Origin of the sequence: Ancylobacter polymorphus, from assembly GCF_030813495.1 — a bacterium.
GTDB lineage: Bacteria > Pseudomonadota > Alphaproteobacteria > Rhizobiales > Xanthobacteraceae > Ancylobacter > Ancylobacter polymorphus.
In genome coordinates, this window is sequence record NZ_JAUSUI010000012.1 from 95593 (window position 1) to 109919 (window position 14327).

A 14327-nucleotide genomic window follows, 5' to 3' on the forward strand; every position below is an offset into this window, starting at 1 on the left:
GGCTAATGCTTGCAAATTCAGGCGCCGTCCGTCATAGCTGACCGTCCCGTCTTCTTCGTTGGGCTTTCGGTCGCGCGCTGGTTGACTGCGACGCAACCGCAACTTGACGTAGATGTTTAGAATTATTCTAATAAGTTAGGGCTCCCGCCCCAGGTCGTCAAGGCGCATGCGGTAAGGCGGTCTTTCGGGACGCAATCCGGTACGGGTTCAGCGGCCCACCGGACCACTTTCGCCTTGCCCCGCCGCAGTCAAGGTCTCGAACTTCATGCCTGAGGTCATCTTCACCGGCGAGAAGGGGCGGCTGGAAGGCCGCTACCAGCCGGCCAAGCAGCGCCACGCGCCCATCGCCATCATCCTGCACCCGCACCCCCAGTTCGGCGGCACGATGAACAATCCGGTCGTCTACAATCTCTATTACCAGTTCGTGAACCGCGGCTTCTCGACCCTGCGCTTCAACTTCCGTGGCGTCGGCCGCTCGCAGGGCGCGTTCGACCACGGTCAGGGCGAACTGGCGGATGCCGCCGCCGCGCTGGACTGGGCGCAGTCGATCAACCCGGATGCGCGCGCCTGCTGGATCGCCGGCTTCTCCTTCGGCGCGTGGATCGGCATGCAGCTGCTGATGCGTCGCCCGGAAGTGGAAGGCTTCATCTCCATCGCCGCGCCGGCGAATCTCTACGACTTCTCCTTCCTCGCCCCCTGCCCGTCCTCCGGCCTGTTCGTGCATGGCGACAAGGATGCGGTGGTGCCGTTCTCCGCCGTCACCGGCCTCGTCGAGAAGCTGAAGACTCAGAAGGGCATCGTCATCGACCAGCAGACCGTGCCCGGCGCGAACCACTTCTTCGACGGCCGGACCGAGGAACTGATGGAAGTCGTCGGCGCCTATCTCGACAAGCGCCTGCCCGATACCGCCAAGAAGACCAGCGCCGCTTGAGGCGTCGGTCTCGGCCCGGACACGAAAAAGCCCGGCGCAGCACGCGCCGGGCTTTTTGCTTTTGCGGGAGACGGTGGGGGATCAGTTCAGCACGAGGCGCGGCGGGTTGGTTACCGTGACCACGTCGCCCTCGCGGGCGATCTCGACGATGCTCGCCGCCGTGTCGACGGCACCGGGAACAGAAACGCTGACCGCCTGGTCGGGCTTGAGCGTGGCGGCAACGCGGACGGGGGCGCCGCCGGCGACGCTCAGCGTCGCGACGACGTGATAGCCGTCATTCTGCGGGGTGTAATACGCAACGCCATTCACATAGCCGATATTTATCGTCTGGGCGGTGGCCGGCTTCAGGCCGGCAGCCTTATCGGCGGCACGGACGGGGGCGATGACGGCGACGGCGATGAGGCCGCCGGCGACGGCAAGCGGCAGGATATCGCGGCTGAGGCTGCGCATGTCGAAGGCTCCAAAGTTTCTGTCCAGGCGTGTTGAAGAGGAAGCTGCCTGCCTGGCGAGCCGGACTTCCGGGAGCCCTCAAACTACATGGAATATTGTGCACCGCATCATCAGATTGCGCATCGCACCATTGCATTTCAGGAATACTGCGACATTCTGTGTGCCTATTCAGTTTTTCTGAATTATGCCTTCAGCTTCTCTTCACGCCGACGCGATCACCCGGCCGCCGCTCAGCGGGATCCCAACACCGGTCGTGGTGGGAAAGCTCAGCGGCAGGCCGCGCAGCGCCCGCACCGCGAGGAAGGCGAAGGCCTGCGCTTCCAACGCGTCGGTCGACCAGCCAACGGCCTCCGCGGTCAGCACGCGCAGCCCGAGACGCCCGCCGAGCATGCGCAGCAGCGTCGGGTTATGCGCCCCTCCCCCCGCTGCGATCAGGAGTTCCGGCCGGCGCGGGAGATGCGGCAGCACGGCGGCGACACAGGCGGCGCTTAGCGCCGTCAGCGTCGCGGCACCATCGGCGGTTTTCATCGCCTCAACCCCGCCCCGCTCCGCCACCCAGGCGCGGAAAGCGTTACGGTCGAGCGATTTCGGCGGACGCTGCCCAAAGAAGGGGTGGTCGAGCAGCCGGGCCAACGCGGCCTCGTCCGCCGTGCCGGCGGCGGCCATCGCGCCATCGCGGTCGAGCGGTTCGCCGGTGCGCGCCTGCATGAAATCGTCGATCAGCGCATTGGCCGGGCCGGTGTCGCAGGCGATCGGGTCGGCGTCCCCGTCGAGATAGGTGATGTTGGCGACGCCACCGAGATTGAGCACCAGCAGCGGGCCCTTTTCCGCCAGCCCCCGCGCCAGCGCTCGGTGATAGACCGGCACCAGCGGCGCTCCCTGCCCGCCCGCCGCGACATCGGCGGCGCGCAGGTCGTAGACCAGTGCCGGCCCCGGCGCGACAGTCATCGCACGCACGGCCCGCGCCAGCGCCGGCCCGTCGCCGATCTGAACCGTAAGCCCGATCTCCGGCCGGTGCAACACGGTCTGGCCATGGAAGCCGATGGCGGCCACGTCCCGATGCTGCGGATGGGCTGCGAGGAAGGCTGCCAATGCCTGCGCGTGCCGCGTGGTGAGGAGCGCTTCAGCGTCGGCGAGAACACCCGGACGGGCGTCACGATCGGTCAGCGCGCGCGCTCCCTCCAGCGCCGCGACGAACAGGGCGCGGTCTTGCGCGCTATAGGGATAGGTCGACGCGGGTCCGAAGGCGGCGACAGCCTCGCCATCGGTGTCGATCAGCGCCACGTCGACCCCATCGAGCGAGGTGCCGCTCATCAGCCCGATCGCCTTCACCGCGCGTCCTCCCGCGTCCTGCGCCCACCGTCCGGGGTGCGTTCGCGGCGGGAAGCTGATACATGACCGGCCAATCCTAACATGGCGTTGATGTCCGCAGGCCCGAGATGAGCAGCTTCAAATCCGATTTCCTCCGCACCCTCAGCGAGCGCGGCTTCATTCATCAGATCTCCGATGAACAGGGGCTCGACGCTCTCTTCGCCAAGGAAACGGTGACGGCCTATATCGGCTTCGACCCGACGGCGCCGAGCCTGCATGCCGGCGGGCTCATTCAGATCATGATGCTGCACTGGCTGCAGAAGACCGGCCACCGCGCCGTCTCGCTGATGGGCGGCGGCACCGGCATGGTGGGCGATCCCTCTTTCAAGGACGATGCCCGTCAGCTGATGACGGTGGAGACGATCGAAGCCAACATCGCCTCGATCAAGCGCGTGTTCTCCAACTACCTCACCTATGGCGAGGGCCCGACCGACGCGCGGATGATCAACAATGCCGACTGGCTGCGCGAGCTCAACTACCTCGAATTCCTGCGCGATGTCGGCCGGCATTTCTCGGTCAACCGCATGCTGTCCTTCGACAGCGTGAAGACGCGGCTCGACCGCGAGCAGTCGCTGTCCTTCCTCGAATTCAACTACATGATCCTGCAGGCCTATGACTTCGTCGAACTGGCCAAGCGCTACGATGTGCGGCTGCAGATGGGCGGCTCGGATCAGTGGGGCAACATCGTCAACGGCATCGACCTCGGCCACCGCATGGGCACCAAGCAGCTCTACGCGCTGACCTCGCCGCTGCTCACCACCGCTTCCGGCGCCAAGATGGGCAAGTCGGTCAATGGCGCGGTGTGGCTGAACGCCGACATGCTCGGCCCCTATGAGTTCTGGCAGTACTGGCGCAACACCGAGGACGCCGATGTCGAGCGCTTCCTCAAGCTCTACACCACCCTGCCGATGGACGAGATCGCCCGGCTGGCGCAGGAGGCGAAGGGCTCGGCGATCAACGAGGTGAAGAAGCTGCTCGCCACCGAAATTACCGCCCTTCTCCACGGCCGCGCGGCGGCGGAAGCGGCGGCGGAGACGGCGCGCAAGACCTTCGAGGAAGGCGGCATCGCCGCCGACCTGCCGACCGTGGAAGTGCCGGCGGCGGAACTCGCGGGCGGCATCGGCGTGCTCGCCGCCTTCGCCGAGAAAACCGGCCTCGTCGCCTCCAATGGCGAGGCACGCCGCCAGGTGAAGGGCGGCGGGCTGAAGGTGAACGACGCCACCGTCACCGACGACAAGGCGGTGCTGAGCGAGCGCGACCTCACCCCCGAAGGCGTCATCAAGCTCTCGCTCGGCAAGAAGAAGCATGTGCTGCTGAAGCCGGTGTGAGGGCTTCGCCTCCACGCGTCCTCCCGGACGGCCCATAGGCCGATCCGGGATCGCGCCCAGCTGGGAGATCGATCCCGGCTCTACGGCTTCGCCTCCGGCCGGGATGACGACGTGCGCGGTGTAGGACCGATCCCTACCGCGTCGGCACCACCGCCGGCGGGGTCGGGTCTGGCGCCTGGCGGAACTCGAAGATCTTGCGCAGGAAGCCCGGCGCCACCGCCGAGATCGGGTTGACCCGCAGCGTCGGGCCCGACACCGGGCCGACGATCTCATAGGTCACGCCGACCAGCCCCTCATTCGGCCCGCCGCCGAGGAAGAAGCCGACGACCGGCAGCCGGCTGAACAGATTGTTCAGACCATAGGCCGGCACATAGGTGCCGCGCACCGACACGCGGTCATTGGCGAGATCGAGCGTACCGTCGAAGGTCGAGCCGATGGACGGCCCCCAGATGGCGCCGTCGCGCAGGGTGATCTGCTGCGCCGAGCGCTGGAAATTGACCTGCAATTTGCGGAAGGCGATGGCCGATCCCGGCTGCGGGCGTCCGTCGCGCACGGTCTGCGGCGCGGCGGCGATCAGCCGGTCGAGGCCGGCTTCGCCACGGATGACGAAATCGCGCACATTGATGACGCCGCTCTGCGGCCGGCCGCCACCGGGGGCGTCGACATCGACCCAGAGGTCGCCACCCTGGATCTTCGGGTAGAGATCGATGAAGCGCAGCAGCGCCCCGGCATCGCTGGTGGCCACGCGCAGCTGCGGGCGGCCATTGCCCTGCGTTCTCAGCTCGCCGGTCACGCCGCCGGAACGGCCCACAAGCGCGCCAAGCGAAAAGCTGCGCAACTCGCCCGCGCGGCGCGAGAGCACCAGCACGAGGTCGCGCATGGTCTCGCCATTATTGCCCGCGACCACGCCGAGCTTCACGTCGAGGTCGACATCGGGCGGCCGCGCCGTGCCGGGACCACTGGGCGGCGTGTCGGTCAGCTGCTTGAGGAAGGCACGGGCCTCGATCACCTCGCCGCGCACGGTGACCTTATAGGTACCGTCGACATTCTCCAGCTTCAGATTGGCCTTGTCGCCATCGGCGAGCTTGAAGGTCGGCAGATTGGCACTCAGCACCCCACCCTTGGGATCGAGATCAACCGTGCCGCGTATGTCGACCCCCTGCCCGCTCACCACGAGATCGTCGAGCCGGGTGACCTTGTCGGTGATGTGGGCCTTGGCAGTCATCTTGGCCGCCTTGCCGGCGGGCTTGGTCCAACCCGGCACGAGGTCGACCAGCTTGGTCTTGGTGAGGTCGAGCTCGACATCCACCGTCTTCACCTTGGCGCCGACCACGCCGGCAAGCTTGACGCCGAGCGGGCCCGCCATGCCCGGCAGTTCGAAACCGAGCTTCTGCCGCGCGGAATCGTCGAGCGAAGCGGCGACGGCGAAAGTGACATCCCCCGTAGCGGGGCGATTATACTCGAAGCTGGCCGGCGCGCCGCCGAACTTGCCCTCGCCGCGCGCCACCGTCGCCGCCTGGGTCACGAAAGCCCGCACGGTGGCGTCGGTGAGATTCTGGTTGAACACCATTTTGGCGGCGGCGAAGTCCTCCAGCGTGGCGTCGAACGCATAGTCGATATCGGAAGGCTGGATGTTGTCGGACAGCTTCACGCTGATCTGCGCCGTACCGTCGACCGTACCGGAAACGGCCTGGGGATCGATCGGCACATAGGTCGGCCCGCGCAGCGGCGGGATGCCCGCCAGTTCGATGGCCGCGGCCGCCGGACCGCTCACCTTGACCTGGACCTTCGCCTCCGGCTTGGGCGGAGCGGTGTCAGAGATGTCGAAGATGCTTTCAGCGATTTCCAGCCGGCGTTGGCCGGGCGTCTCCATGGCCGCCTTCGCCACCGACACATGCGCGGTGCGGCCGGTGATCTTGACCACGACGTCAGCATCGATGACCGGCGGCAAGCCGGGCACCGGGATGAAGCGCCCCTTGGTGCCGGAGATGGCGATGTTCAGCCCGTCATCGGCGAGCGGGTTGTCCTTCTTGCCGATCGAATCCAGCGGCGCGTTGAAGAAGATGCTGGCCTGGCTGACATCGCCGGAGATCAGATGATCATAGACCCATTTGCGCGGTGCCGGTGCGGCCACGGCCGGCCAGAGCCGGATCAGCGAGGTGGCTGTCATGGGCGTCGCATTGACGTTCATGGACAGCGAGGGTGTCGGCCCGGCGAGTTCCAGCGCCCCGCCAAGGGTGATCCCGCCCTGCGGCCCCTTGAGGTCGCCACGGTCGATGCTGGCGCGCTGCGCCACCGGATCGAAGGAGAGATCGATCACGATGTCGTCCAGCACGAAGGGGGGCACCTCGTTCTGATGCGGCCCGCCACCAAGGAAACTGGCGCGCGCCGCCTGGGTGTGCAGCCGCCACAGGCCGGCACGATCGGCGGGAATCTCCACCGTGCCGGCGAGATCCATGGCGAAGGGACCGGCCTGCGCCGTCACCGAGGTGAGGTTGATCCGCCGCGCCGCCGGATCGAGCGTGAAGACCAGCGACGCCTCGTCGATCAGCATCCGCCCTTCTTCGTCGGAGCCAAGCTGCAATTCGCCGGCCCCGACAGCGAGCCGGCCGTTGGCGGCGAGCACGACGCCGCGCGCGTCGATGGTGGCGGCGAGGTACGCCGAAAGCGGCGAGTCGGCGAGAATGTCCGCGCCTGCCTTGCCGGCGGCGATCAGCAGATCGCGCGGCGCGAGGTCACGAACGTCCAGTTCGAGGTCGCGCCGGCCTTCGACCAGCGCGCCGAGCGTGGCGCGTGCCGACCAGGGCCCGTCCATGCCGCCGGCTTTGATATCGAAGGTAACGCCCCCCTCCGCCGGCCGCGACAGCGACAGGTCGATATCGTCGAACGTCCATTCCCGGCCGCTGACCTCGTTGCGGATGACGACGATGCCTTCCTTGAGGCCGATCTCGCTCAGCGTGCCGCCATCAAGCCCGCCTTGATCGAACTGACGGGCGAGCGCAGCAAGGCTGGCGATGCGCAGCGGGCCGAACGGCGTGTCCACCTGCGCTTGCGGGGCAGCGTCCGCCGCGCCGGGATCGGTCGGAGCCGTCGCCTCGGCGGGCGCCGCCGCGGCGGGCTCGTCCGTCGGCACGGTGGCGAGGAGTTTGGGCTGCGCGCGGGCCCCGTCCGGGGCGTTGGCCTCGGTGGAGATGGCGAGCTGGCCCTCCGCGTCGATGAACACGTTCAGCCGCACGCCGACCAGATCGACCCGTTCCGGCTGCATCAGCCAGGGCAGCCAGCTGTCCTGCAGCGCGACTTCGGCCTGCGGCGCGGTGGCAATGAGGTCGCCATCGTCGTCGCGCACGGTGATGTCGTTGGCGTGAAGCACGATGCCGCCGCTTTTCGCCCGCTCGGCGATGATGGCGCCGATCTGCACCGTGCGCCCGGCGCCGAGACGCGCCTCCAGCGTGCGCTCGACATAGGGCCGCGCCATGTCGACGGTGAGAATGCCGGCGCTGAACAGCAGATAGACGCTGACGATGGTCGCCGCAGCGATGAGGAAGGCCGAGCCGCCCGACCAGGCGCACAGCCGCAACCAGCGCCGCCGGCGCGCGGGCGCCGCGCAGACCCTGGGCGGTCGCTTGACGCGAAGGCGCTTCACCTGGCGCTTGCCGGCCGTCGGCGACCTGTGCGTCGTCTGCTCTCTCATCTACGGCACGAATCCTTGAATTCGAGGCATAATGCCCGTGTGCGCGGCGGGCGGCGACAGCTTATCCACGCCCGTGCTGACATCCCGCTCATCGCCCGGCACAATGTGCGTCCGGCGCGTCATGGGCCCTCCCCCTCAGCACCGTTCCCCCCCTGCCGATCACCCCCAAACACGCCGAAAGGAAGGCACATGACCGAGATTGCCGTGGGCGCCCCCGCTCCTGACTTCACCCTGACCACCGATTCGGGCGAGGTGCTGTCGCTCGCCGGCTGCCGCGGCCGAAAGCTGGTGCTTTATTTCTACCCCAAGGCCGGCACCTCCGGCTGCACGGTGGAAGCGCATGATTTCAACCGGCTGAAGCCGGATTTCGACGCGGCCGGCACGCTTGTCGTCGGTGTCTCGCCCGACCCGGACAAGGCGCTCGCCAAGTTCCGCGCCAAGGAGGGGCTGACCTTCCCGCTCGCCGGCAATGAGGACCACGCCATGCTCGAAGCCTATGGCGTGTGGGCGGAGAAATCCATGTACGGCAAGAAGTATATGGGCGTGGAGCGCACCACCGTGCTGATCGACGCCGAGGGCAAGGTCGCCCGCCTTTGGCCGAAGGTGAAGGTCGCCGGCCATGCCGAGGAGGTTCTGGCGGCGGCGCGGGCACTGTGAGGCGCGGCGGGGCGCAGCGCGCGCCCCGCCTCCGCCCTCAGTCCACATCCTCGACGCTGGCCGGCCCGCCGCCATAGGCGCGCTGTGCCAGCGCCGCTTCCATGAACGGATCGAGATCGCCGTCGAGGACCTCCTGCGGGGTGCCCGAGGTGACGCCGGTGCGCAGATCCTTCACCAGCTGATAGGGCTGGAGCACATAGGAGCGGATCTGGTGGCCCCAGCCGATATCGGTCTTGGCGGCCTGGTCGGCGGCGGCCTGCGCCTCACGCTTCTTCAGCTCGATCTCATAGAGCTTGGCACGCAGCATCTCCCACGCCGTGGCGCGGTTCTTGTGCTGGGAACGGTCGCCCTGCGCCACCACGGCGATGCCGGTGGGAATATGGGTGAAGCGCACGGCGGATTCGGTCTTGTTGACGTGCTGGCCGCCCGCGCCGCCGGAGCGCATCGTGTCGATGCGCAGGTCGCTTTCCTTGATGTCGACGACGATGCGGTCGTCGATGACGGGATACACATCGACGCTGGCGAAAGAGGTCTGGCGGCGGGCATTGGAATCGAAAGGCGAGATACGCACCAGCCGGTGCACGCCGGCCTCGGTCTTCATCCAGCCATAGGCATTGTGGCCCTTCACCAGAATGGTCGCGGATTTGAGCCCGGCGGTTTCGCCGGCCTGCTCGTCCACCAGCTCCACCTTGAAGCCCCGCCCTTCCGCCCAGCGCGTGTACATGCGCAGCAGCATCAGCGCCCAGTCCTGGCTGTCGGTGCCGCCGGCACCGGCATGGACTTCGAGATAGCTGTCATTGGCGTCCGCCTCGCCCGACAGCAGCGCTTCGAGCTGGCGGCGCGCGACCTCGGCCTTCAGCTTGACCAGGGCAGAGGCGGCCTCGTCGACGATGGACGCGTCGCCCTCGGCCTCGCCCATCTCGATCAGCTCGACATTGTCCGCCAGTTCGCGCTCGATGCGCTCCAGCGCGCCGAGACCGTCCTCCAGCGTGCCGCGCTCCTGCATCAGCTTCTGCGCGCGCTCGGGATCGTTCCACAGATTCGGGTCCTCGGCGAGCGCGTTCAGCTCGGCAAGGCGGGCCTTGGAACGGTCGAAATCGATGTGCTGCCGCAGCAACTTTGCGGCTTCCCGGATTTCGTCGACGCTCGCGGCGAGCTCGGCGCGCATAATGGCTACTCTCGATAGGACGTTGAAGGCGGCGGAAAATAGAGGCGTTGCCCCCAGGTGTAAACGCCCCGGCCCCGGCTTGACGGCTCAGGGCTGCCTTGCACGTGAGTTGCGGGCGGCTTGCAGGTGCCGGCGGCGGTTCTAGGATGTGGCCCCCGTTGCAACAAGGAACGTCCGATGCACCTCGTCGGCATGCTCGATTCGCCCTATGTGCGCCGCGTGGCGGTGTCGCTCACCACTCTCGGCCTGCCCTTCACCCATGAATCCGTGTCGGTGTTCCGTCATTACCCCCGGTTCCAGGAGATCAATCCGGTGGTGAAGGCCCCGTCCCTGGTGACCGATGCCGGCGTGGTGCTGATGGACTCGACCCTCATCCTCGAACATGCCGAGAAACTGGCGGCGCCCGGCCGCTCGCTCGCGCCCAACGATCTTGCCGAGCATGCCCGCGCGCAGCGCATCATCGGGCTGGCGCTCGCCGCCTGCGAGAAGAGCGTGCAGATCGTCTATGAGCATCAGCTACGGCCGGCGGAGAAGCTGCACCAGCCCTGGCTCGACCGGGTGAAGGAACAGCTCTTCGCCGCCTATCGCCTGCTGGAACACGAGATCGGCACCACGGAAGGCTGGCTGTTCGGGGCGAGCCCGCTGCAGGCCGACATCACCGCCGCCGTCGCCTGGACCTTCACCACACGGATGATCCCCGAGGTGATGCCGGCTGACGCCTTCCCGGCCGTCGCCCGGCTCGCCGCCCGCGCCGAGGCGCAGGAGGCGTTCAAGGCGTGGCCCTATGATGGCTGAGGCGCCGCCGGGCGTGGCTCAGTAGAGCCCGCCCGTGCCACTGGCACCAACCGCGCGGTCGGCATCCGGGTTGATGCCGATCGGGTTGCCCGCCGCATCGGTGGCGCCGATGATCGAATAGCTGTCCGGCGGCGCGGTGCCGGGCTTGAAGGCTTCGAGGATGGACGCTTCGCCCGGCCCGGCGCGCAGGCCGGTCTTCGGGTTGATGCGGATCAGCTTGATGCCGGGCGGCACGCGGAACGGCACCGCCGGACGGTCGGCCAGAGCGAGCTTCATGAAGTCGCGCACGACCGGGGCGGCAATCAGGCCGCCGGTCGAGCCCTTGCCCATGGGCTTGGGCGTATCGAAGCCGAGATAGACCGCCACCACCAGTTCCGGGGTGTAGCCGACGAACCAGGCGTCCTTTTCCTCGTTCGTGGTGCCGGTCTTGCCGGCGATCGGCTTGCCCAGCACCTTCAGCGCCGTGCCGGTGCCACGCTGCACCACGCCTTCCAGCATCGAGGTGATCTGGTAGGCGGTCATCGGGTCGAGCACCTGCTCGCGGCGGTCGACCAGCACCGGCTCGCTCTGACCCTGCCAGCCGGCGGCGTCGCAGCCGCGGCATTCGCGCTCGTCATGGCGGTAGATGGTCTTGCCGTATCGGTCCTGAACGCGGTCGATCAGCGTCGGCTTGATGCGCTTGCCGCCATTGGCGAACATCGAATAGCCGCCGGCCATGCGCAGCGCCGTGGTCTCGCCGGCGCCGAGCGACATGGAGAGAACGGGGAGCAGATTGTCGGAGACGCCGAAGCGCTTGGCATATTCCACGATCAGCGGCATGCCGAGATCATTGGCGAGCCGCACCGTCATCACGTTGCGCGACTGCTCGATGCCGAAGCGCAGGGTCTGCGGCCCGTAGAACTTGCCGGAATAATTCTCCGGCCGCCACGTCGCCTGCCCCTGCTGCGCGAGTTCGAACGGCGCGTCCATGATGACGCTGGACGGCGTGTAGCCATTGTCGATGGCCGCCGCATAGACATAGGGCTTGAAGGACGAGCCGGGCTGGCGCATCGCCTGGGTGGCGCGGTTGAACTGGCTTTCGTCGAAGGAGAAGCCGCCCGCCATGGCCAGCACACGCCCGGTGGAAGGGTCCATCGCCACCAGCGCGCCCTCGATCTGCGGCTGCTGGCGCAGGCGCCACTGGTCGGGCTTGCCGTCGACCGGCTCGACATAGACGACATCGCCGGGCTTGAGCACGCCGGCGACGCCGCCCTTGGCGTTGCGGATCGCCCATTTGGCGCCGTCGGCGGTGATCATGCCGACATCGCGCTGCGAACTCAGCACGCCGGAACGGTCGCGCTGCGGCTGCAGGCCGATGCGCGCGCCCTTGGCGTCGGAATCGAGCACCACGGCGAGGCGCCAGGGAATGTCGGTGAAGGTGCGCACATCCGCGAGGCGCGCGCCCCAGTCGCCCGTGGTCTCGATGCGGGTCACCGGGCCACGGAAACCGCGCTGCTCGTCATAGCGGGTCAGACCGTCGAGCAGCGCCTGCTTGGCATATTGCTGGAGCTTGGGGTTGAGCGTGGTGCGCACCGACAGGCCGCCGCCATAGAGCTTGTCCTCGCCATAGCGCTCGAAGATCTCGCGGCGCACTTCCTCGGCGAAATATTCGGCGGAGAAGATGTGGGCGCCGGTCGGACGCACGGTGACGGCGAGGTCGGTCTTCTTCGCCTCCTCGGCCTGCTGCTCGGTGATGTAGCCGTTCTCGGCCATGCGGTCGATCACCCAGTTGCGGCGCTCGACGGCGGCGTCGTGACGGCGGAACGGGTGATAATTGTTCGGGCCCTTGGGCAGGGCGGCGAGATAGGCGGCCTCGGCGATGGTCAGCTCGGAAACCGACTTGTCGAAATAGAGCAGCGAGGCGGCAGCGACGCCATAGGAGCCGATGCCGAGATAGATCTCGTTCAGATAGAGTTCGAGGATCTTGTCCTTGGAATAGGCGCGCTCCATGCGCAGCGCCAGCAGCGCCTCCTTCACCTTGCGGTCGATGGAGACCTCGTTGGTGAGAAGAAAGTTCTTCGCCACCTGCTGGGTGATGGTCGACGCGCCCTGCGGGCGGCGGCCGGAGCCGTAATTCTGCACGAAGGCATAGACCGCACGGCCGATGCCGGTGAGGTCGATGCCGCCATGGGAATAGAAGTTCTTATCCTCGGCGGAGATGAAGGCTTCCTTCACCAGCGGCGGAATGTTCTGGATCGGCAGATAAAGCCGGCGCTCGCGGGCATATTCGGCCAGCAGCGAGCCGTCCGCCGCGTGAACGCGGGTCATGACCGGCGGCTCGTAATTCTGCAGCTGGCTGTAGTCTGGCAGGTCCTGCGAGAATTTCCACGCAAAATAGCCGGCCGCCGCGCCACCGACCACGAAGACGATCGTGCCCAGCGCGAACATGAAACCCAGAAACCGCAGAAGCAGCCGCATGCGGCCAGGCCCCCATAAGCTGAGGACGCCACCGCGCGCCAGCACGATGCGAGTCCAGTGTCCGTCGTCGCCCTAAGGGCAGCGTGTGCGCGGCAACTATGGCCTAATCGCGACCGTTCAAGGCACGGTCGCGGCCAGGGGGTCGCCGCCTGTCCGGCCCGCGCTGACCGGCAGAGCCACGGGGGTACCCTCGACGGATCCCTGAGCGGCGAAATAGGCATCGATCGCCACGACCATGGCCTCGGTGACACTAGCCTGCCACGCGGCCGATGTCATGAGTTCGAGGTCCTTGGCGCTGGAGAGATAGCCGAGTTCGAACAGAACGGAGGGCACGTCCGGCGCCTTCAACACCTTGAAGCCGGCCGATTTCAACGGCGATTTGTGCATCCGCGCCACGCCGCTGACGCTCCCCGCCAGGCTGCGGGCAAAAAGCGAGGAGAAATTGCGCGTTTCGCGCTGGGCGAGGTCGAACAGGATGCCGGCGACATCCGCCGGCTCCTCGGAAAGGTCGATTCCCGCGATGAGATCCGCCTTGTTTTCCGAATCCGCGAGGCGCTGCGATTCGGCGTCGGAGGCACGGTCGGAGATGGTGTAGATCGTCGCCCCGCGCACATCGCCGTCCTTCGAGCCGAGCGAATCGGCGTGCAGCGAGATGAACAGCCGGGCGCCGTTTTCGCGGGCGAAGCGCACGCGCTGGCCGAGCGACACATAGGTGTCCTTGGTGCGGGTCATCAGCACGCGGTAGCGGCCGGTGTCTTCAAGCCGCCGCTGCAGCTGGCGGGCGATGACGAGCACCAGCTGCTTCTCATTGACGCCGAACTTGGCGTTGACCGCGCCGGCGTCGATGCCGCCATGGCCGGGGTCGAGCACGATGACCGGGCGCGTATCGCCCGCGACGGCGGCCTCGGCCTTCGGCATGTCCGGCTGTTCCGCGGCGCGCTGCGGGGCCGCAGCGGCCTGCAGGAAGCTGGCGCGGTCGGTCTTGACGAGATCGATGACGAGCCGCGCCGGCTGGTCGTCCATGGGGTCGAGCACGAAGGCCTTGTCCACCTTCACCGGCGCCGTCGCGTCGAGCACGATGCGCGCCTTGCCCGGCGCAAACAGGCCGAAGCGATAGGCCGAGACGAGGCCCCGCCCCTCCTGCCCCGCCGAGGCCGGCAGGGCGAAGATGACATCGGGAATGTCGATGACGACGCGATAGGGATCGGCCAGCGTGAAGGCGCCGAGCGGGACCGAGCGCGAGAGATCGATCACCAGCCTTGTGCGCTGGTCGTCGCCGGCAAGACGCGCATCGGTCGCCACCACCGGCTCGCTGGCGCCGGCGGCTTGGGACGTGGAGAACCACGCCGGCAGCAGCGCGAGCGCCACTGCGAGCCAGATCGTCCGCATACCCCTTGGCCACGCCATGGCTGCCCGTGTCTCCTCATATCCCGGTTGTCCGCCATGAAGGTGGAGCGCGTGCCCCGCCTTTCTAGCGAA

Annotated in this window: 10 protein-coding genes; 4 read left to right on the forward strand and 6 right to left on the reverse strand. The window is 67.5% G+C overall.

Annotation, left to right across the window (positions count from 1 at the left end; all coding sequences use genetic code 11):
* The first annotated feature begins 265 nt into the window (after positions 1 to 265).
* The gene (locus J2S75_RS21350) at positions 266 to 931 is read left to right on the forward strand and encodes an alpha/beta hydrolase (RefSeq protein WP_307023092.1); all 666 of its coding nucleotides are present in this window, start codon (positions 266 to 268) and stop codon (positions 929 to 931) included.
* Between the two features lie 81 nt (positions 932 to 1012).
* Here the strand turns inward: J2S75_RS21350 and J2S75_RS21355 are convergent, their stop codons facing one another.
* Entirely contained in the window at positions 1013 to 1381 is a 369-nt protein-coding gene (locus tag J2S75_RS21355; RefSeq protein WP_307023094.1) for a hypothetical protein, read from the reverse strand.
* 201 nt (positions 1382 to 1582) lie between these two features.
* On the reverse strand, positions 1583 to 2713 hold the full coding sequence (locus tag J2S75_RS21360) for an anhydro-N-acetylmuramic acid kinase (RefSeq protein ID WP_307023096.1): 1131 nt from the start codon (positions 2711 to 2713) through the stop codon (positions 1583 to 1585).
* Between the two features lie 107 nt (positions 2714 to 2820).
* Between J2S75_RS21360 and tyrS the strand changes: the two genes are divergently transcribed.
* Positions 2821 to 4080 (forward strand): tyrosine--tRNA ligase, encoded by a 1260-nt coding sequence (gene tyrS / locus J2S75_RS21365; protein WP_307023098.1) that lies wholly within the window; start codon positions 2821 to 2823, stop codon positions 4078 to 4080.
* A gap of 133 nt (positions 4081 to 4213) precedes the next feature.
* Here the strand turns inward: tyrS and J2S75_RS21370 are convergent, their stop codons facing one another.
* Positions 4214 to 7771 carry an AsmA-like C-terminal region-containing protein gene (locus J2S75_RS21370; RefSeq protein ID WP_307023100.1) on the reverse strand — a complete coding sequence of 1186 codons (3558 nt, stop codon included), beginning with the start codon at positions 7769 to 7771 and terminating at the stop codon, positions 4214 to 4216.
* A gap of 189 nt (positions 7772 to 7960) precedes the next feature.
* On the opposite strand from J2S75_RS21370, the gene J2S75_RS21375 reads away from it, so the two are divergent.
* Positions 7961 to 8428, forward strand: a complete 468-nt coding sequence (locus tag J2S75_RS21375) for a peroxiredoxin (protein WP_307023102.1) — start codon at positions 7961 to 7963, stop codon at positions 8426 to 8428.
* 37 nt (positions 8429 to 8465) lie between these two features.
* Here the strand turns inward: J2S75_RS21375 and prfB are convergent, their stop codons facing one another.
* A complete protein-coding gene (prfB, locus tag J2S75_RS21380) occupies positions 8466 to 9596 on the reverse strand; it encodes a peptide chain release factor 2 (protein WP_307023105.1) in 1131 nt (376 codons plus the stop codon).
* Positions 9597 to 9773: 177 nt separating this feature from the next.
* Here prfB and J2S75_RS21385 point away from each other — a divergent pair, with 177 nt between their 5' ends.
* Positions 9774 to 10391, forward strand: coding sequence for a glutathione S-transferase (locus tag J2S75_RS21385; RefSeq protein WP_307023107.1), 618 nt, complete (start codon positions 9774 to 9776; stop codon positions 10389 to 10391).
* 18 nt (positions 10392 to 10409) lie between these two features.
* Here J2S75_RS21385 and J2S75_RS21390 read toward each other — a convergent pair whose 3' ends face one another.
* Together J2S75_RS21390 and J2S75_RS21395 are read right to left on the reverse strand one after the other, a co-directional pair.
* A complete protein-coding gene (locus J2S75_RS21390; RefSeq protein ID WP_307023109.1) occupies positions 10410 to 12848 on the reverse strand; it encodes a penicillin-binding protein 1A in 2439 nt (812 codons plus the stop codon).
* Between the two features lie 117 nt (positions 12849 to 12965).
* The gene (locus J2S75_RS21395; protein ID WP_307023111.1) at positions 12966 to 14255 is read right to left on the reverse strand and encodes an N-acetylmuramoyl-L-alanine amidase; all 1290 of its coding nucleotides are present in this window, start codon (positions 14253 to 14255) and stop codon (positions 12966 to 12968) included.
* Positions 14256 to 14327: the final 72 nt, after the last annotated feature.

Bases quoted from the DNA above. Each gene is read 5' to 3' on its own strand.
- J2S75_RS21350 (WP_307023092.1), top strand. From the start codon at position 266: ATGCCTGAGGTCATCTTCACCGGCGAGAAGGGGCGGCTGGAAGGCCGC.
- J2S75_RS21355 (WP_307023094.1), bottom strand. From the start codon at position 1,381: ATGCGCAGCCTCAGCCGCGATATCCTGCCGCTTGCCGTCGCCGGCGGC.
- tyrS (WP_307023098.1), top strand. From the start codon at position 2,821: ATGAGCAGCTTCAAATCCGATTTCCTCCGCACCCTCAGCGAGCGCGGC.
- J2S75_RS21370 (WP_307023100.1), bottom strand. From the start codon at position 7,771: ATGAGAGAGCAGACGACGCACAGGTCGCCGACGGCCGGCAAGCGCCAG.
- J2S75_RS21375 (WP_307023102.1), top strand. From the start codon at position 7,961: ATGACCGAGATTGCCGTGGGCGCCCCCGCTCCTGACTTCACCCTGACC.
- prfB (WP_307023105.1), bottom strand. From the start codon at position 9,596: ATGCGCGCCGAGCTCGCCGCGAGCGTCGACGAAATCCGGGAAGCCGCA.
- J2S75_RS21385 (WP_307023107.1), top strand. From the start codon at position 9,774: ATGCACCTCGTCGGCATGCTCGATTCGCCCTATGTGCGCCGCGTGGCG.
- J2S75_RS21390 (WP_307023109.1), bottom strand. From the start codon at position 12,848: ATGCGGCTGCTTCTGCGGTTTCTGGGTTTCATGTTCGCGCTGGGCACG.
- J2S75_RS21395 (WP_307023111.1), bottom strand. From the start codon at position 14,255: ATGGCGTGGCCAAGGGGTATGCGGACGATCTGGCTCGCAGTGGCGCTC.